Here is an 18,481-nt window from a genome sequence, read left to right on the forward strand (position 1 = left end):
AAGGACTTCCCCTATGAACGGACAAAACGGGTGGTGAGGACGGTCTACGGCGACACGCACCTCCCCGCGGCCGCCGAGACGGACGGCGCCGACCCGGACGGCACCCGCGACGCTGACGAGGCGAACGACAGCGGGCCGGAGCGCGCCCTGATGACGTATCCCGGCGTCGCCGGCGCGGAGCCGAGCGACGCGGGGTTGATCGAGGCGTCGCTGACGGCGCCCGAGCGGTTCGCCGGCGTCTTCGACCGGCACGCGGACGAGATCCACGCCTACGCCGGTCGCCGTCTCGGCCCCGAGCACGCCGACGACGTGACGGCCGAGACGTTCCTCGTGGCGTTCCGCAAGCGGCACCGCTACGACACCTCGCGGCCGGACGCCCGGCCCTGGCTGTACGGCATCGCCGGCAACCTCATCTCGGGGCACCGCAGGTCGGAGGTGCGCCGGTTGCGGGCGCTGGCCCGTGCGCCGCGCGACGCCGGCGAGCGCGGCGCCCACGAGGAGGAGCGCGGGGCGGAGCGGGCGAGCGCCGCCGCCCTGCGGCCCGCCCTCGCCGCCGCGCTGGCCAGGCTGTCGGCCGCCGAGCGTGACCTTCTCCTGCTGGTCGCCTGGGCCGACCTCTCCTACGAGGAGGCGGCCGAGGCGCTGAAGATCCCCATCGGCACGGTCCGCTCGCGCCTTCACCGGGTGCGGGCGAAGCTGCGCCGCCATCTCGACCTTCCCGAGGAGAACGTATGATGACCGACGAGATCGACCTGGTGGCGCGGGAGCGGCCCGACGTCGCGCCCTACTCCCTGGCGGCCAAGGCGGCCGTACGGCGGCGGCTGGCCGCCCCCGCGGGGCGTCCCGCCCGCCCGCGTCCGCGTCCGTACCTGTTCGTGGCGGGCGGGACGGCGCTGCTCGCCGCGGCGGCCGTCGCCGCGGTCGCCACCGTGCTGACGGAACCGGAGGCCCGGCCGGCGACGGTGAGCCCGGGGGTCGTGACGCTGCCGAAGGTGTCGGCCATGTCGGCCGAGGAGGTGCTGGGCAGGGCGGCCCGCGCGGTGACCGATCTGTCCCCGCGCGACGACCAGTTCGTCAAGGTCGGCTCGCAGACGATGTACGAGGCCGACATGGTCGGCGAGAACGAGAAGGAGTCACGCTACCTCTACCGGACGAAGCGGACGATCTGGCTGTCCGCCGACGGCACGAGGGACGGCGCGCTGAAGGTCGAATATCTGGAGCCCCATGCCTACCCCGGCTGGCCGATCCCGCCGGAGGCGTACAAGGAGAAGGGCACCGAGTGGATGCGGCTCCCCGCCTGCGACAGCGCGCGGGACACCGCCTACACGAACCTGAAGAAGCTGCCCGCCGACCCGGAGAAGATGCGCGCCTACCTGTACGACCGGCCGCACGGCGACAATCCGCCCGACACGGGGGCGTGGACGGCCGTCGGCGACCTGCTGCGGGAGACGTACGTGCCGGCGCCCCAGCGCGCGGCGCTGTTCAAGGCCGCCGCCACGATCCCCGGGGTCACGGTGACCGAGAACACCGAGGACGCGGCCGGACGGACCGGCATCGGCGTCGGCCGGGTCTCGGGCGGGGTGCGCGAGGAGATCATCTTCGACCCCGCCACCTACGAGCTGCTCGGGGAGCGCGGCATCGTGGTGGACGAGAAGGAGGCGAAGGCGCCCGCCGGGAGCCTGGTGGCCTCGACCGCCCAGCTGGAGGTCACGGTCGACGACACCGCGCCCGAGGTGAAGGACCCTCACTCCGGCTGCCTCTGACCCGCGCCCGGTCCTTCCCGGCCGGCCGCGTCCGGCGGGAACCGATCTCCCCTAAGATCGTCCTTCTTGTCCGGGAAAGGGCGCGGGGTGTCACGAGAGCGTGCGGGGTGGATGGCGGCCGGGGTCTACCTGGCGGTGTCGGCCGCCGGCGCCGTGGTCACGGCCGTCACCGGGCGTCTCGACGCCCTCTGGGCGGCCGTGCTGTGGTATCCCCTCGACGACTACTCCTCGAGCGGTTTCGCCGAGTCGCCCGTCGCCGCCCTGGTGGGGGCGGTGGGCCTCCTCGCGATCCTCGCGCTCAAGACCTGGATGCTCCGCCAGGTCTTCACCTTCCCCCCGCGTGCGCCGCGGCCCGCCGAGCGGCGGACGGTCTGGCTGCGGCGCCTGCTGTATCTGGCCGTCGCCCACGCCCTGCTCCCCCGGCTGCCGGCCGCGCCGCTTCCCGGCGTCGTCGGCGAGGCGCTCACCCTGGCCCTGTGGTGGCCGCTGCAGGTGCTGTTCGCGCTGACCCTCCGCGGACGGCTCCGGGTGCTCGCGCTCGTCACCGCGTGGCCGGGGTCGGTGGGCCTGGCGATGATCGCGATGGACGAGGTGACGGGGGTGCGGGCGCCCCGGTTCGTCCTGTTCGCCTGCCTGGCGCTGGCGGCGGCCTGGCAGGTGGCCGTCCTCTTCGGCCAGCACCGCGACGGCCGCTGGAGCCGCGACACCGTCACGGCCGGCTGGCGCCACGTCACCGTGACGCTGGCGACCCCCCTCGCCGCCATGGCCGTCCTCTCGGCGTTCAGCTACAACGACGTACCGCTGATGAGGATGCTGGAGGAGTTCGACGTCTTCCTGGCGGTCTGGCTCGCCCGGTCCGCCCGCGAACTCACCGGCCCGCGCGGCACACCCCCGGAGCGTACGCCGCTCCGCCCGCCAGGGCCGATCCTGCTGGCGGCCGTCCTGCTGCCGTTCCTCGTGCTGGTCGGGCCGGAGGCGGCACCCCCGCCCGCCGCCTACGGCTGGCAGCCCGAGCCGCCGCGTACGGGGGACGGGCAGGCCGCGGACACGGAGGACTACGTCGCGGAGGCCAACGCCCGCTGCCGGGACCCCTGGCCGCGGGTGCGGGCCCGGCGGCAGGGCACGGCCGCGTACTTCCTGTTCGAGGGCGGGGGATACGGCGTCCACGACCCGGACGACACCACCGAGGGCGAGGACCCCTACGCGAGCGTGGACGACGGGTTCCTCGGCGCGGCGGGCAGTTCGGCGGTCGTGATGACGTACGGCGAGAACGAGCCGATGTGCCTGACCGTGAAGGCGTTCGGCTCCGCTCCCCCGCTGCGGCTGAAGGGCTGGGAGCAGGTGGCCGAGGTCGGCGTGGTCAGCCGCAGCGGCCGCCTGCGGGTGCCCTCGTACGTCGACGGCGGCGACGAGGGCGCCGGGGCGCGGCTGCCCAACCTGGCGGTGAAGGGCCCCGGACGCTACCGGCTGCGCGTCTACGCCCGGGCGGCCGAGAGGGGCGAGGAGCACCTGGTCGTCGTGTTCCCCGGCCGGTCGGCCGAGAAGATCGTCTACCGGTGAGACGGGCCTTCTATTTGCACTGCTCCAGCATGGCCGCCTTGTCGGCGGAGGTCACCGGCAGGTCGTACTTGAGTGCGACCTGGGCGAACCGCACGGCGTAGGAGCAGCGGATGTCGCGGCGGGGCGGCAGCCAGGTGGCCGGGCCCGAGTCGCCCTTGGAGCCGTTGGTGGAGCCGTCCACGGGGATCAGGTTGAGCGGATCGTTGGCGATCTGCTTGCGCTTGCTCTCGCTCCACCGCGACGCGCCCATCTGCCAGTCGTACGACAGGGGCATGACGTGGTCGATCTGGACCTCCGCCGCGTCCGACTTGCTCCAGTCGATGGTCTTGCCGGTGTACGGGTCGTTCAGGGTCATGGAGACGATGACGCAGTTCGACCCGCTGCGATACTTGACGTCCTGCCCGTCTCGCTTGAGCAGGTCGTTGCGGGTGTCGCAGCCGTTGCGCCCCCACGGGACGTCGTCCACGTTGTCGGCCCAGGCGTAGCCGAACTTGTCGCGGTCGTAGCCGGTCTTCGCCCCGCGGCCCTTCGTCGCCACCTTGTCGATCAGGTCACGCGCCTTCGCCCGGTCCTTGTCCGACGAGATCGCCTTCAGGCCGGGGCCGGTGCCGTCGGGGTTGTCGAGCGGGTTGACGCCCCGCTCCGTCCCCGAGCCGCCCTTCGCGTCACCGCCCTTGCCCGTGGGGTCGCCGTCGAGTTCCGGCATCGGCCCGCACCCCGCCAGTACGGCCACCGCCACCGAGATTCCAGCGATCAATCGGCTACCACGCCCGCCCACTGCCACCCCTAGGTAATGAAATATCCCCCTCAGATATAGCAAAGTGCAAAAAAGTGGCAAAGGAGGCGCGCACGAGAACCGTGACATACGACGAGGGGCGCGGCACGCCGTGCGCGCCACGCCCCTCGATCGGACCCGGTGAACGACCCCGCTTGATCAGATGCGCTGGATCAGATGCGGGATCGGATGCGGTGGATCAGGCGGGGATCCAGTCCTGCCAGACGATCTTGTTGGCCTCGACCCACTTGCGGGCGGCGTTCTCCGCGCTCATCTTGTTCACCGCCATGTCGTAGGCCACGGCGTTCTGGTCGTCGTTGGTCCAGACGAAGTTCTTGATCAGCTCGTACGCCTGGCCGCCGGTCTTGGAGAACTTCACGCTGACGATCTTGTCGAGCAGGTACGGCGGATAGTCGCACTTGATCGTCTTGACGTTCGCGTCACACCCGATGGCGTACGGCGGAAGGTTGATCTTGACGAGCTTGAGCTGGTTGAACAGCCACTGGGGCTCGTAGAAGTACATGAGCAGCGGGGTCTCGTTCTCGGTGGCCTTGCGGGCCGCCGCGATCAGCGCGTCCTCACTGCCGGAGTAGACCACCTTGTAGGGCAGGTTCAGGTTCCTGATGAGCGCCTCGTCGTTGGTCACGAAGGACTTGTCGCCGGCGAGGAACTGCCCCAGGCCGTCGCTCTTGTCGGTCTTGAACAGGTCCTTGTACTTGACCAGGTTGTGCCAGTCCGTGATGTCCGGATACTTCTTGACCATCCATTCCGGCACGTACCACCCGATGACGCCCTTGTTGCCGTTCTCACCCGCGGTGATCGCGACCTTCTTGTCGTCGATGTACTCCTTCTTCAGCTCCGGGTGGCTCCAGTTCTCCAGGACGACGTCGACCGTGCCCTTCTCGAAGCCCTTCCAGGAGTCCGCCTCGGCGCTCTCGATCTTCTCGACCTTGTAGCCGAGCTCGTGCTCGAGGAGATAGGCGACGACCGCGGCGCTGGCCTCGTAGCCGATCCAGGGGTTGATCGCGAGTCGTACGGTCTTCGTGCCGCCCCCGGCGCCTGCTCCGGCGGCGTCATCCGAACTCCCGCCACTGCAGGCGGTCATGGCCAGCGCGAGCGTCAGCACGCCGGCAAGGAGACGGATCCTCATATCTAGCCTCATCTGATGTCGTACGGGCGGCGAACGCGAGCGGCGGGGCCGCGGCGACACCGGCAGAGTATTCCACAACAAGCGGGATCGGCCGCGATCGCGGAGATCGCGGCCGACACGTGCTCGGCGCCCGGGCGGGCGGACGGGGTCGTGATCCTCAGATCACTTGGGCATCCAGGCTTGCCACTTGGCGGTGTTGGCCTCCACCCACTTCTTGGCCGCGTCCTCGGCCGACATGCCGTTGTTGGTGATGTCGTCGGCGACCGCGTTCTGGTCGTCGTTCGTCCACTGGAAGGCCTTGACCAGCTCGTACGCCTTGCCGCCGGTGTCGGCGAACTTCTTGCTCACGATCTTGTCGAGGTCGTACGGCGGGTAGTCGCAGTCGACCTTCTTGGGGTCGCTGTCGCAGCCCTCCTCGTACGCCGGGAGGTTGACCTTCACCAGCTTGACCTGGTTGAACAGCCACTGCGGCTCGTAGAAGTACATGAGCAGCGGCTTCTTCTGCTCGGTCGCCTGCTTGGCCGCCTTGATCAGCGCGGCCTCGCTGCCGGCGTAGACCACCTTGTAGTCGAGCTTCAGGTTCTTGACCAGCGCCTCGTCGTTGGTGACGAAGGACGGGTCGCCGTCCAGCATCTGGCCCTTGCCGTCCGACTCGGACGTCTTGAACAGGTCGGCGTACTTGTTGAGGTTCTTGTAGTCGGTGATGTCGGGGTACTTCTGCACCATCCACTCGGGCACGTACCAGCCGATGACGCCCTTGTTGCCGGTGCTGCCCGCCTCGACGGCGACCTTCTTCTCTTCGATGTACTTCTTCTTGAGGTCCGGGTGGCCCCAGTTCTCGATGATGACGTCGACGTCGCCCGACTCCATGCCCTGCCAGGACGGCTCCTCGGCGAGCGTCACCTTCTCGACCTTGTAGCCGAGCTCGTGCTCCAGCAGGTAGGACACCACGGCGGCGCTGGCCTCGTAGCCGACCCAGCCGTTGATGGCCATCTTGACCGTGCCCGCCGCGGACGCGCCCGCGGAGCCCGCGGCGCTCGCGCTCGGCGCCGCCTTGGAGTCGTCCTCGACCTTGGCGCCTCCGCAGGCGGCCGCGCTGAGACCGAGAACGAGAACCCCTGCGATTAGGCGTAACTTCTTCATGCGTTCCTCTTCTTGTGGGGAGAGCGGCGCCCGTTGGCGCCTTGCGTGATCCGGTCGAGCATCACTCCGAGGAGGACCAGGGCCACGCCGGCCGCGAGGCCCTTGCCGTAGTCCTCCTGCTGCGCGAACCCGGCCACGACGTCGTATCCAAGGGCGCCCGCGCCGACCAGCGCGCCGATCACCACCATCGCCAGCGTCATGACGATGCCCTGGTTCGCCGCCAGGAGCAGCGAGCCGCGAGCCATCGGCAGCTGCACCTTCCACAGCAGCTGCCGGTCGGTGGAGCCCGCCGACCTCGCCGCCTCCATCACGGTGCCGGGGACCGCCCGCAGGCCGTCCTCGACCACGCGCGCGACCACCGGCACCGCGTAGATGAACGCGGCCATGATCGCGGTGAAGCGGCCGTTGCCGAACAGGGCCACGGCGGGCAGCAGGTAGGAGAACGACGGCATCGTCTGCGCGGCGTCCAGGATCGGCCGCAGCACGGCGGCGAACCACCGGGACCGCGCCGCCGCCACGCCGAGCGCGAGCCCGGCGGCGATCGTGATCAGCGCGCCGACCAGCACCATCGTCAGCGTCTGCATGCCGTGCTCCCACAGGCCGAGCGCGGCGACGCCCAGGAGGCAGGCGGCCGCGACCAGACCGGCCACCAATCCGCTCACCCGCCAGGCGAACACCAGCACCGCCGCCGTGACCAGCCACCAGGGGGCGCTGGTCAGCACGTCCTGCAGCGGGTTGAGCAGGCCGTACGCGACGGTGTCGTTGAGGAAGCCGGTGAAGGTGTACCAGTGCGCCTCGATCCAGTCGGCCACGTCGTTGATCGGCCGGATGATCTGCACCTGCCACTGCTCGGGGAACTCCTGCGCCAGCACCGGGGTCAGCGCGAGGCCGGCGGCCGTGAGGACGGCGAAGCCGCCCCAGCGGGCGGCCCTCGCCCGGGTCCCGCCCTCGCGCCGCTGCGCCGCCGCCCGCGTCATGCGGTCGAGCACGATGGCGATCAGCACGATCGCGATACCGGGCACCAGCGCGGCACCCACGTTGACCCGGGCGAGCGCCCGGATCAGGTCCTCGCCGAGGCCCGGCGCCGCGATCAGCGCCGTCAACGGCACCATCGACAGAGCAGCGGCGATCGTCTGGTTGACGCCCAGCATGATCGTGTTCAGCGCCAGCGGCAGGCGGACCTTGCGCAGCGTCTGCCAGCGCGTGGCGCCCAGCGACTCCGACGCCTCCACCGTCACACCGGAGACCCGCTCGATGGCCAGCGCGGTGATCCTGATGGCGGGCGGCATCGCGTAGATCATCGTCGCGATCGTCGACGACGCCGACCCGATGAGGAACAGCAGCACCATCGGCGACAGGTACGAGAACGTCGGCATGATCTGCATGACGTCGAGCACCGGCGTCACGATCCGCCGGACGCGCGGCGAGCGGCCGGCCCAGATCCCCAGCGGGATGCCGAACAGCAGCGACAGCACCACCGCGGACAGCGTCAGCGCGAGCGTCTCGACGCTCGCCTCCCAGAACCCGAGCACGCCGAGCCCGGCGAAGCCCACGAGCGAGACGAGCGCGATCCGCCAGCCGCCCGCGAGCCAGCCGAGGCCGGCGGCCAGGCCGATGAGCCCGGGCCACCCCAGCGCGACCAGGGCGCCCTGGATCAGCGCGAAGACCTCCGCCGCGCCCAGGCGGAGGTAGTTGACGGCGTACAGGAAGATCGGGCTGCTGTTGCGGTTGGCGTCCACCCAGTCGCGGGCGTCGTTGAGCCAGTGGAACAGGGTGGCGTCGTCGTCGTGCGGCAGCACGGCCGTGCCGCGGAAGGCCACGTAGAGGGCCACCCCCGCGACCACTCCGGCGACCGGCGCGACCCATCGCGGCAGGCGCCGGACCCGCGCCGGGGCCTGCACGGGCGGGGCCGCCTGCACAGGTGCGCTCACCACTTACGCCTCCCCGGACGCGCCGGCGGAGGCGACGGCCGCGCCCCCGCGCGTGCTCTTCTTCACGGGCGCGGGCGCGTCGTCCTCGCCCTCCGCCGAAGGCTGCTCCGACGCCTTCACCGTGCGCGTGCGCCTTCTGGTCTTGGGAGCCGCCGGCGTGTCCTCCTGCGCCTTCGCCGCCGACGCCCGCGGTTTCCTGCCACTCGCGGCGGCGGGTGCGTCGGCGGACGCGTCCGCCCCGCCCTCGGCCGGGGGCTTCGGTGCCTTCTTCGTGGCGGTGGCACGCGTGCTCGCGCGCCTTCTCTTCGGCGGTGCGGCGGGAGTGTCGCCCTCGGCCGGCGGCTGCTCCTGTTCGGCCGAGCCGGAGGCGACGGGCTCGTCACCGCCGGTCTCCGCCGAGTCAGTGGGCTCTTCGGTGCCGGCCGCCTCCTCCGAACCGGCAGGCTCCTCAGGGCCGGCGGACTCTTCGGTGCCGGTGGGCTCTTCGGTGCCGGTGGGCTCCTCCGGAGCGGCGGACTCCGCCGAGCCGGTCGGCTCTTCGGTGCCGGCGGGCTCCTCGGCGGGCTCCTCAGCGGGGCTCTCGGCGTGCTTTTCGCCGGCTTCCTCGGCGGCTTCCCGGGCGGGGGCGGCGACGACCACGGGCTCGGTCCCGGGCCGCACCGCGCCGAGGAGATCGACGCGGCTCACCACGCCGACCAGTTCGCCGTCGGCGACGACCCGGATGGGCCGGTCGGACGCCATCGCGGCCGGGACCGCGTCGTGGATCACGGTGTCGGCGGGGAGTTCGGGACCGTCGAGCGGCTCGTCGGGCTCGGGGGCGCGGGAGATCCAGCGCAGCGACAGCACCTGCGCCCTGGGAACGTCCCGCACGAAGTCGGCCACGTAATCGTCGGCGGGCGCCCCGACCAGTTCCTCGGGGGTGCCCACCTGCACGATCGCGCCCGCTCGCATGATCGCGATGCGTTCGCCGAGCTTGAGCGCCTCGGACAGGTCGTGGGTGATGAAGACCATGGTCTTGCCGACCTCGCGGTGCAGCCGGATGACCTCGGCCTGCATGTCGCGGCGAATCAGCGGGTCGAGCGCGCTGAACGGCTCGTCGAACAGCAGCACCTCGGGGTCGACGGCGAGCGCCCGGGCCAGCCCCACCCGCTGCTGCATGCCGCCCGACAGCTGCTCGGGATAGGAGTCCTCATGGCCCTCCAGCCCGACCAGCGACAGGATGCGCCGGGCCTTCTCGTGCCGCTCGGCCTTTCCGACGCCCTGGATCTCCAGGCCGTAGCCGACGTTGTCCACGACCTTCCGGTGCGGCAGCAGCCCGAAGTGCTGGAATACCATGCTCACCCGGTGGCGGCGAAGCTCCCGCAGTTGCTTGGCCGACATCGCGCGCACGTCCTGACCGTCGATGCGCAGTTCGCCCGCCGTCGGCTCGATGAGCCGGGTGAGACAGCGCACCAGCGTCGACTTGCCGCTGCCCGACAGGCCCATGACGACGAATACCTCGCCCGGGCGTACCTCGAAGCTGACGTCCCTGACGGCGGCGGTGCACCCTGTCTTCGCCCGCAGTTGCGCGGGCTCCAGGTCGGCGTCGGGGCTGCCGATGATCCGGTCGGCCTTGGGACCGAAGATCTTCCAGAGCCCGCGAACCTCGATCGCGGCTGTGCCCACTCTGATTCCCCTCACTTGGCGCTCGCCCGCGAGGCGGCGTGGACGCCCGGGAACGCCAAAGCACGGCGCGAGGGCTGCCGCTCGCACGCCGTGAATGAAGAGCGGGGGGCCAACGACTCCTCAGGGCACACGCACAGGCGTTGCGCTAGGCGCAACACGGATCCTGTTTTGACAACAGGTCTGAGGCTAGGGCCCTGCTGCCCCTCATATGGTGAAAAATGCCACCTAATCTCCATATCGTGATCGTCCGGTGATCTTTCGCCCCACGGGCCGCACCGGGCAGTGAGGGCGCGGCGGCGCGGTGTGAGGGAGGACCCGCCCCCGCGAGGCGGCAGACGGGAGACAGGCGGCAAACGGGAGAACCGGCCTCAGGTGGCGAGAATGCCTCCGTCGACCGGGAGCACCGCCCCGGTGACGTACGAACCGGCGTCGGAGGCGAGGAAGACGGCGGCGGCGACGAGTTCCTCCGGGTCGCCCGAGCGCTTCATCAGGACCCGCTGCTCCCGCATGCGGTCGAGGTAGCCGTCGGGATACTGCGCGGTCATCTCGGATTCGAAGAAGCCCGGCTCCAGGCAGTTGACCCGGATGCCCCGGCGCGAGGTCCACTGCTGGGCGAGGTCGCGGGTGAGGCCGACCACGGCGGCCTTCGACGCGCTGTAGGCCGCCTGCGGGAGTCCGGCCGTGGTCTCGCCGAGCACGCTGCCGATGTTGACGATCGACGAGCCCGGCCGCATGACCCGGGCGCAGGCCTGGGCCATCCAGTAGGTGCCGTTCAGGTTGACGTCGAGCACGCGCCGGAACTCGCCGGGCGACTCCCGCAGGGCGGGCACGGCCGTCCCGACGCCCGCGTTGCTGATCAGCACGTCGACGCGGCCGAACTCGCCCATGGCCGCGTCGACGAGGGCCTGGCACTCCTCGGGAACCGACACGTCGGTCGGGACCGCCAGGCAGCGGCGGCCGGTCTCCTCGACCAGCCGCCGGGTCCGCTCCAGTCCCTCGGGGCGGCGGGCGCCGATCACCACGTCGGCACCCGCTTCCGCCAGGCCCCTGGCGAAGGCGACGCCGAGCCCCGACGAGGCCCCCGTCACGATGGCCACCTTGCCGTCAAGACGGAACCGGTCCAGGATCACGCCGCCTCCTCGCTCACGAATCGAACATCGACACTAGAGCAAGGTTTCGCCAGGACGACGGGCGGGCGGATCAGAGGCCGTACTCCTTGGAGATCCGCTCGTGCCGCTCGGCCTCGATGCCGACCTCGCGGGCGAGGTCGAGCCACGCCAGCGGGTGCGACCACTGCTCGGTGACGTCGTCGAGAACGGCGTCCAGCTCCGCCGGCCGCACGGTGGGCGGGATCGCGATCCAGCCGAACACGCCGGGGAGCTGCTCGCCGGTGGCCGGGTGGGTGACGCGGTAGTTCTCGTCGCTGTAGACCCACATCGGCCAGCCGCGCTCGGCGAGGACCTCGTTGAACTCGGCCCACTCGTCCTCGGACGGCGCCGCGCCGTCGAAGAACCAGCTCGTGTAACCGCCCGGGCGCAGCATCGTCACCCCGGCGAACGGGATGACGAAGCTCTCCCGCTCCTGCTCGTTCTCCGGGATCGGCTCCAGCGGCCGGGGGTCGATCACGACCACGTCGCCCGCGTTGTACTCCATGCCGCGCGGCTGCGGGATCGCCAGGCGCGCGGTGGCCGGGCCGGTCCGTACGGCGAGCACCTCCCGCTGGCTGCCGTCGGGGGCGGGGAGGATCACCCGGACCAGGTGCCACTCCTCCTCGATCGGGCCCTCTCCCGGCTCGATCGGCATGCCGAGCTTGGCGCCCGCGGCGCGGACGGTCGCCCAGTCCTCCACGGCGGTGGACAGGACGATGAGCCGCCAGACGTCCTCCTCCTCGCCCTCGCCGGAGTCGAGCAGCGGCTTGAGGATCTCGGCCGCCTTGGCGTTGTCGCCGAGCTGCTGCGCGGCGCCCGACCACAGGCGGCGCGCCTCCAGCCCGCCCTCGTGGGCGACCGCCTGCTCGGCCTCGGCCGCGGTCTGCTCCCAGCGCTCGCGCGCGCGGTGGAGCCGGGCGAGCGCGAGGTGCGAGCGGGTCTCCGGCAGACGGGCCGCCAGGGTCTCCACCCGCTCGTCCTGGTGGGCCTCGATGAGCAGGCCGGTGAGGTAGGAGATGTCCTCGTCGCCGGCGGCGGCCGGGTCGCCGTCCTCGACGATCGTCTTCCAGTAGATGTCGGCGCCCACCGGGGCGTAGCCGAGGAACCCGAGCGTCGTGGTGTGGCGCCGGGTGGACTCGAGGTCGGTGCCGGACAGCGGCCACAGCCAGCCGACCCACCGCTCGGGGTCGGCCGTGCGGCCGTCGGCGGCGTCGAAGTAGGCCACCAGCTCGTCGCGGGGGCCGGGCGGCGGCAGTTCCTCGGCGGCCTCGGCCGCGGCGCGCAGCTCGGCCACCCGCTCGGCGAGTCCCTCGCTCACACGGAGGTCGGCGATCGCGGCCTCGGCGTAGTCGGCCAGCAGGCGGGCCTGCCACAGACCCTGCCGGGCGACCGCCAGGTGACCGGCCGTCAGCGCGAGCTCGAACCTGGCGCGGTGACCGCCCACGCTCTCGAAGTAGGCGATCCACTGACGGAGGATGCGGCCGAGCTGCCAGGTGTTGGCGATGCCCTCGGTGAGCATGCGGACGGTGCGCGCCCACTCCACCCATTCGCGCGCGTGGTCGCCCACCACGTCGAGGTCGGGCAGCGCGTCCACGGCCTCCTGCACACGGCCGAGGGTGGCCAGCACCTGCGACCTGAGCAGGGTCTCGCGGCGGCCCTTCGCGACCGGGTCGTCCGGCTTGAAGCCGGTCGAGGCGTCGAGCGCGGCCAGGGCGTCGTCCGGGCGTCCGGCGGCGAGCAGGGCCCGCGCGGAGGCGGCGCCCAGCTCCCAGCTCGCCTCGCGCCCCTCGCCGCGCAGGCGCTCGACCGCCGCCTCGGCGTACGCGACGGCCTCGGCCGCCTGGCCCGCGTCGATCAGGGCCGCGACGTACTGCGTGGCCAGGCCGGAGAAGGCGAGGGAGTCGGGTCCGACGCCGTCGAGGGCCGCGCCGAGGGCGGCCAGCCGGGCCTCGGCGTAGCCGGGGCCGTCGGTGTTGGCCTGGGCCATCGCCAGGACCTCCACCGCGCCGGGGGCGGCGGGACAGTCGCGGACGTCGTCACGCTGGGCGAAGTCCGCCAGTGCGACGGCGTCGTCGAGCGCGGCCGCGCCGATCGCCCGGTCACCCACCCGGCCGAGCAGGTGCCAGTAGCGCGCGAAGAACTCCAGCCACGGCTTCTCCAGCGTCTCGGCGTGCTGCGCGATCGCCGGCGCCACGACGTCGAGCTGGGTGAAACGGCCCTCCAGCGCCTGCGCGGGCACGTCACCCAGCGCCATGGCCAGCCCCGTGTTGCCCGCCTCGTGCAGTTCACGCTGGGTGCCACCGACCCAGGCCCAGATGTCCACGTCCATGAGCAGTCAGTCTGCCAGGTCGCCGACCATGACCCAAACGAACGCGGCCTTCGGCGCACCGGCGCGTCAGCGCGCCCGGGCCGCCTGCGACGCCTCCCGGAGCAGGCCGCACAGCTCGGCGAGCTCCGCCGGGCCGAGCGCCGCGTAGGCGTGGGCGACGAGGTCGTCGGTCAGCTCCTCCGCTCCGGCCCTGCGCTCCGCCGCATCCGCCGACGGCCGGGGGTAGGGCTCGGGCCAGGCGAGGAAGCGGGCGACGTCGGAGGCGCGGTCGTACGGGAGCGTCGTCCCGGCGTCGTCCGCGCCCACGAGGGTGGCCTCCAGCGGGCCGAGTCCGTGCGCCACCACGGCCGTCGCGTGCCGGGCGCCGCGCAGCTCCCGCACGACGTGCAGCAGGTGGGCCGCCAGGGCGGGCCCGCCGGCGGGCCGGGGCATGGCCCGCCATCCGGCGAACAGCGGCGCGCACAACGGAGCCGCGCCGTCGGCGACGGCGGCGAGCAGCTCCGCCAGCCGGTCGGCGTTCCCGAGCCGGGCGAGCCTGCGCCGTCCCCAGTCGTGGCAGGCGCCGGCGTAGAGGGCTGCGGCCTCCTCGGCCGGGAGCTTGCGCCCGCCCTCCCACGACTCGCGGACGTGCCCGGCCGGGAAGAAGACGACCGCCGCGAGCACGACATCGGCGTCCACCTCGCCGAGGACGCCGCACCTGCCCCGGAAGTACATCTCCCGCGAAGCGAGGCCGTGACGCTCGCACAGCGCCTTGACCTCCCGGGAGATCATGAAGCCTCCGCCGAGGGCCCAGACGGCCGCCTTCGTCTCCACCACCGCGTCACGCGGGTCCATGGGCCCTCCTAAGTCCATTCTCTGGACCCAGGGTGGCGGATCAGAACAAGATTCTGCAAGTCTCTGAAACGATCAGAGGACGGCGGGCCACTCCCCCGAGGCGACGAGGACGGCCGGCCCCGACAGGTAGCTCGTGTCCTCCTCCAGCGTGACGGTGACCGTGCCGCCGAGCACCCGGACCTCCCAGGTGCCGGTGGTCTCCCCGGCGGCGTGGGCGGCGGCGACGGCCGTCGCGACGGCCCCGGTGCCGCACGAGCGCGTCTCCCCCGAGCCTCGCTCGTGCACCCGCATGGACACCTTGTGGTCGCCCACGGCGTTGAAGATTTCGACGTTGACGCCCTCGGGGTAGACCCCGCGATCGAAGTCCGGCTCACGGCCCAGGTCGAAACCGGCCACCGGCTCCTCCACGGCGCACGCCAGATGGGGGTTGCCCATGTTCACGTTCACGCCGCGGCACTCGCGCCCGTCGACGATCGCGCGGCTGTCCCCCAGCACCCGCGGCCTGCCCATGTCCACGGTCACGTCGCCCGACGTGCCGAGCCGTACGCGCTTGAGGCCCCCGCGGGTGGCGACGGCGAACTCGCCGGGCGCCGCGAGGCCCGCGTCCACGAGGTAGCGGGCGAAGACCCGGACGCCGTTGCCGCACATCTCGGGGATGCCGCCGTCCGCGTTGCGGTAGTCCATGAACCACTCGGCCTCGCCGGCCAGCGCGGCCACCTCGGGGCAGAGCTTGGTGCGCACGACGCGCAGCACCCCGTCGGCGCCGATGCCCGCGCGCCGGTCGCACAGCGCCGCGACGTCCGCCGCGGACAGGTCCAGCGTGGCGTCGGCGTCCGGCAGGATGACGAAGTCGTTCTCGGTGCCGTGGCCCTTCAGAAACCGCATGCCAGCAGTCTAGGAGGCGCCGGTGATCAGGGCGATCGCGCGGTCGGCCAGATCGGGCGCGTCGAACGGCAGCCACACCACCCGGGGGTCGCGGCGGAACCACGACTCCTGCCGCCGGGCGAACCTGCGCGTGGCCCGCACCGTCTCCTCCCGCGCCTGCTCCTCGGACCACTCCCCGGAGAGGAAGCGCAGCACCTGCGCGTAGCCGAGCGCCCGGCTGGCGGTCCTGCCCTCGGCCAGGCCGCGCGCGGCGAGCGCGCGCACCTCGTCCACCAGCCCGGCCTCCCACATGAGGGCGACCCGGCGCTCGATCCGCTCGTCCAGGACCGGCCGCGGCACCTCGACGCCGATCTGCACGCTGTCGTAGACCGCGTCGTACGACGGCATCGTGGCGGAGAACGGCCGCCCGGACAGCTCGATGACCTCCAGCGCGCGGACGATCCTGCGGCCGTTGCTCGGCAGGATGTTCTCCGCGGCCACCGGGTCGAGGCCCTTGAGCCGTTCGTAGAGGGGCGCCGGGCCGGTCTCCGCGAGCTCCTTCTCCAGCCGGGCCCGCACGTCCGGGTCGGTCCCCGGGAACTCCAGGTCGTCGATCGCGGCGCGCACGTAGAGCCCGGAGCCGCCCGCGAGCACGGGCACCCGGTCGCGGGAGCGCAGGTCCTCGATCAGGGGACGGACGAGCCGTTGGTACTCGGCCACGCTGGCGGTCCGCGTCACCGGCCAGATGTCCAGCAGGTGGTGGGGGACGCCGCGCCGCTCCTCCCGGGTCAGCTTGGCCGTGCCGATGTCCATGCCCTCGTAGAGTTGCATGGAGTCGGTGTTGATCACCTCGCCGCCCAGCCGGAGCGCGAGCTCGACGGCCAGGTCGGACTTGCCCGCCGCGGTCGCGCCCACGACGGCGATCACAGGTAGCTGCCCCACACCCTCCAGTGTCCCAGCGGCGGGGAGGTCAGATGTCCCAGTCGAGGGTGGGAGGCAGGTGGCCCTCCAGGGTGAGCAGCCACCGCTTGGACTCCACGCCCTCGCCGCCGCTGAAGCCGCCGAGCCCGTTGCTCGCGACGACCCGGTGGCACGGCACGATGATCGGAATCGGGTTGGCGCCCATGATCGAGCCGATGGCCCGCGCCGGGACCCCCGTGCCGCTCCGCGCCGCCAGCTCCCCGTAGGTCACCACCTCGCCGTACGGGACGGTGGCGAACAGCGTGCCGAGGACCTGCCGCTGCAGCGGCGACATGAGCCGCCAGTCCACCGGCACGCGGAACTCCTTCAGCTCGCCCCGGAAGTACGCCGCCAGTTCCTCCCTCGCGGCGTCCGTACGGACCGGGTCGTCGGCGACGGCCATCCCGAGGCGATCGGCGATGCGCTCCCTGAGCAGGGGGCCGTCCCGGAAGTGCGTCGCGGCGACCCCGTCCTCGGTGACGGCGGCGAGCACGTCGCCCAGTCTGGTCGGTACGGTCGCGAACGCCACCGTGCTGCTGTCCATACGTCCCATTCTGCGCGTGGCCGACCGGGGTAGGGTGATCGGGTGCTGGTCGCCGCTGCCGTCTGCCCGCATCCTCCGCTGCTCGTCCCGCAGGTCGCCGGGGCCGCCGCGCCCGAACTCGACGATCTGCGCGCGGCCTGCGCCGCCGCGGTCGGCTCGCTCCTGGACGCCCGCCCCGACGTGCTGGCCGTGGCCGGCGGCGCGGAGGTCACCGCGTCATTCCCCGCGGACGCCGCGGGGACGCTGCGCCCGTGGGGCCCCGACGTCCGGGTCGGCCCGGGGGATCTCGTCCTGCCCCTGTCGCTCACGATCGGCCGCTGGCTGCTGGAGCGGGCACGCGGTTCCGGAGGCGACCTGCCCGCGCTGCGGTTCGAGGCGGTCGGATTCGACGCGCCGCCCGCCGAGTGCGCCGCGCTGGGCCGCCGGCTGGCGGAGCCGGAGCGGCGGGTGGCGCTGCTGGTCATGGGCGACGGCTCGGCCAGGCGCACCGAGAAGGCCCCGGGTTACATCCATCCCGACGCCGTGCCGTACGACGAGATGCTCGCCGGCGCCCTCGCCTCGGGCGACACCGGTCGTCTGCTCGGCCTGGACCCGGACGAGGCGCGGGAGCTGTGGGCGGCGGGCCGGGCGGCCTTCCAGGTCCTCGGCGGCGCGGCGCAGGGGGCGCCCCCGCCGGCCGCCTCCGAGCTGCTGTACGACGACGCGCCGTACGGCGTGGGCTACTTCGCCGCCCGCTGGACCTGGTAGTCCGCGCGCTTCGGCACGGGGACCCGCATGAGGTCGCGCGCCGTCACGACGTCCCCCGCGTAGGACTTGCGCACCTCGTCCACGAAGCGCGGCTCGTCCGCCGCCGTGTACCGCTCGGAGAAGTGCGTGAGCACGAGCCGCCGCACCCCGCAGGCCGCCGCGATCTGACCCGCCTGCGCCGCCGTCAGGTGCCCGTACTGCGCGGCCATCGCGCTCTCTTCCGACAGGAACGTCGACTCGATCACCAGCAGGTCGACGCCGTCGGCCAGGGCGAACGCCTCGTCGCACACCCGGGTGTCCATCACGAAGGCCGCGCTCTGTCCCGGCCTGGGGGCGCTGCACTCGTCCAGTGTGACGGTGGAGCCGTCCGGCATCGTCAGCGAGCCGTGCCGCTGGAGCTCTCCGATCATCGGCCCGCGCACCCCCCGCCTCGCCAGTTCCCCGGGCAGCATGCGGCGCCCGGCCGGCTCGTCCACGCGATAGCCGTACGACTGGACGGGGTGCGACAGCGGCCGCGCGGTCAGCGTCACGGGGCCCGACGGCCATCGGACCACCTCGCCGGAGACCGGGCGGGGCGTGATCACGTCGGTGTCGGCGAAGGCCGACGCGTTGCGCAGCCTGCGCCAGTACGTCTCGCCGCTCGCGGGATAGGCCGCCCGCACCTCGTGGCTCACCTTGTCCCTGGCGATCCGCTGGACCACGCCGGGCACCCCCAGGCAGTGGTCGCCGTGGAAGTGGGTGACGCAGATCCAGGTGACGTCGTGGGCGCTCACCCCGGCGTGCAGCATCTGCCGCTGGGTGCCCTCCCCCGGATCGAACAGGAATCCCTCGCCGTCCCAGCGCAGGAGATAGCCGTTGTGGTTGCGGTGACGGGTGGGCACCGCGCTCGAGGTGCCGAGGACGACCAGCTCACGAACGGACACACCGCCGATGCTAAGCCGTGTCCGGCGATCGGGCCCCGCCCCGCCCTGACGGAAACCCCGTCATGCGCGGCCTTTCCCCTGCCCTGGGAGCCACTCACCATTATTCACGATATTTCTTACGATAATGGCCGGGCGGTGTATTTGG

At 72.4% G+C, this 18,481-nt stretch carries 15 protein-coding genes and 1 pseudogene; 4 read left to right on the forward strand and 12 right to left on the reverse strand.

The annotated features are described in order from the left end of the window. Window positions 1–33: 33 nt before the first annotated feature. The 3 genes from ABZ860_RS31830 to ABZ860_RS31840 all read left to right on the forward strand — a co-directional run bounded on the left by ABZ860_RS31830 (window position 34) and on the right by ABZ860_RS31840 (window position 3,323). Window positions 34–735 (forward strand): RNA polymerase sigma factor, encoded by a 702-nt coding sequence (locus ABZ860_RS31830; RefSeq protein WP_357227133.1) that lies wholly within the window; start codon window positions 34–36, stop codon window positions 733–735. Beyond that, on the forward strand, window positions 732–1,763 hold the full coding sequence (locus ABZ860_RS31835; protein WP_357227136.1) for a CU044_5270 family protein: 1,032 nt from the start codon (window positions 732–734) through the stop codon (window positions 1,761–1,763). The genes ABZ860_RS31830 and ABZ860_RS31835 overlap by 4 nt, the downstream gene beginning before the upstream one ends. An 87-nt stretch (window positions 1,764–1,850) precedes the next feature. Further along, window positions 1,851–3,323 (forward strand): hypothetical protein, encoded by a 1,473-nt coding sequence (locus tag ABZ860_RS31840; RefSeq protein WP_357227138.1) that lies wholly within the window; start codon window positions 1,851–1,853, stop codon window positions 3,321–3,323. Window positions 3,324–3,333: 10 nt separating this feature from the next. Here ABZ860_RS31840 and ABZ860_RS31845 read toward each other — a convergent pair whose 3' ends face one another. The 11 genes and pseudogenes from ABZ860_RS31845 to ABZ860_RS31895 form a co-directional block, all read right to left on the reverse strand. Then, window positions 3,334–4,080, reverse strand: a complete 747-nt coding sequence (locus ABZ860_RS31845; protein ID WP_357227141.1) for an HNH endonuclease family protein — start codon at window positions 4,078–4,080, stop codon at window positions 3,334–3,336. 217 nt (window positions 4,081–4,297) lie between these two features. Then, the gene (locus tag ABZ860_RS31850) at window positions 4,298–5,248 is read right to left on the reverse strand and encodes an ABC transporter substrate-binding protein (protein WP_357227144.1); all 951 of its coding nucleotides are present in this window, start codon (window positions 5,246–5,248) and stop codon (window positions 4,298–4,300) included. A gap of 162 nt (window positions 5,249–5,410) precedes the next feature. Continuing rightward, on the reverse strand, window positions 5,411–6,391 hold the full coding sequence (locus ABZ860_RS31855; RefSeq protein ID WP_357227145.1) for an ABC transporter substrate-binding protein: 981 nt from the start codon (window positions 6,389–6,391) through the stop codon (window positions 5,411–5,413). Then, window positions 6,388–8,322: an ABC transporter permease subunit gene (locus tag ABZ860_RS31860; protein WP_357227147.1), complete on the reverse strand. Its 1,935-nt coding sequence runs from the start codon at window positions 8,320–8,322 to the stop codon at window positions 6,388–6,390. The genes ABZ860_RS31855 and ABZ860_RS31860 overlap by 4 nt, the downstream gene beginning before the upstream one ends. A gap of 657 nt (window positions 8,323–8,979) precedes the next feature. Then, window positions 8,980–10,002 (reverse strand): annotated as a pseudogene (locus ABZ860_RS31865) (glycine betaine/L-proline ABC transporter ATP-binding protein); the annotation flags it as partial. Window positions 10,003–10,355: 353 nt separating this feature from the next. Then, the gene (locus ABZ860_RS31870; protein ID WP_357227150.1) at window positions 10,356–11,117 is read right to left on the reverse strand and encodes an SDR family oxidoreductase; all 762 of its coding nucleotides are present in this window, start codon (window positions 11,115–11,117) and stop codon (window positions 10,356–10,358) included. Between the two features lie 70 nt (window positions 11,118–11,187). Then, window positions 11,188–13,464, reverse strand: a complete 2,277-nt coding sequence (locus ABZ860_RS31875) for a tetratricopeptide repeat protein (protein ID WP_357227152.1) — start codon at window positions 13,462–13,464, stop codon at window positions 11,188–11,190. Between the two features lie 66 nt (window positions 13,465–13,530). Then, window positions 13,531–14,298 carry a hypothetical protein gene (locus ABZ860_RS31880; RefSeq protein WP_357227154.1) on the reverse strand — a complete coding sequence of 256 codons (768 nt, stop codon included), beginning with the start codon at window positions 14,296–14,298 and terminating at the stop codon, window positions 13,531–13,533. A 72-nt stretch (window positions 14,299–14,370) separates the two neighbouring features. Continuing rightward, the gene (dapF, locus tag ABZ860_RS31885; protein ID WP_357227156.1) at window positions 14,371–15,183 is read right to left on the reverse strand and encodes a diaminopimelate epimerase; all 813 of its coding nucleotides are present in this window, start codon (window positions 15,181–15,183) and stop codon (window positions 14,371–14,373) included. A gap of 9 nt (window positions 15,184–15,192) precedes the next feature. Further along, on the reverse strand, window positions 15,193–16,104 hold the full coding sequence (gene miaA / locus ABZ860_RS31890; protein ID WP_357227158.1) for a tRNA (adenosine(37)-N6)-dimethylallyltransferase MiaA: 912 nt from the start codon (window positions 16,102–16,104) through the stop codon (window positions 15,193–15,195). 28 nt (window positions 16,105–16,132) lie between these two features. Continuing rightward, window positions 16,133–16,666, reverse strand: a complete 534-nt coding sequence (locus ABZ860_RS31895) for a methylated-DNA--[protein]-cysteine S-methyltransferase (RefSeq protein ID WP_357227161.1) — start codon at window positions 16,664–16,666, stop codon at window positions 16,133–16,135. 42 nt (window positions 16,667–16,708) lie between these two features. On the opposite strand from ABZ860_RS31895, the gene ABZ860_RS31900 reads away from it, so the two are divergent. After that, window positions 16,709–17,413 carry a class III extradiol dioxygenase subunit B-like domain-containing protein gene (locus tag ABZ860_RS31900; protein WP_357227163.1) on the forward strand — a complete coding sequence of 235 codons (705 nt, stop codon included), beginning with the start codon at window positions 16,709–16,711 and terminating at the stop codon, window positions 17,411–17,413. On the opposite strand, the gene ABZ860_RS31905 is transcribed toward ABZ860_RS31900, so the two are convergent. Continuing rightward, the gene (locus ABZ860_RS31905) at window positions 17,386–18,336 is read right to left on the reverse strand and encodes a ribonuclease Z (RefSeq protein WP_357227166.1); all 951 of its coding nucleotides are present in this window, start codon (window positions 18,334–18,336) and stop codon (window positions 17,386–17,388) included. The genes ABZ860_RS31900 and ABZ860_RS31905 overlap by 28 nt on opposite strands. Between the last annotated feature and the right edge of the window lie 145 nt (window positions 18,337–18,481).

Origin of the sequence: Microbispora sp. NPDC046973, from assembly GCF_040644495.1 — a bacterium.
Lineage (GTDB): Bacteria > Actinomycetota > Actinomycetes > Streptosporangiales > Streptosporangiaceae > Microbispora.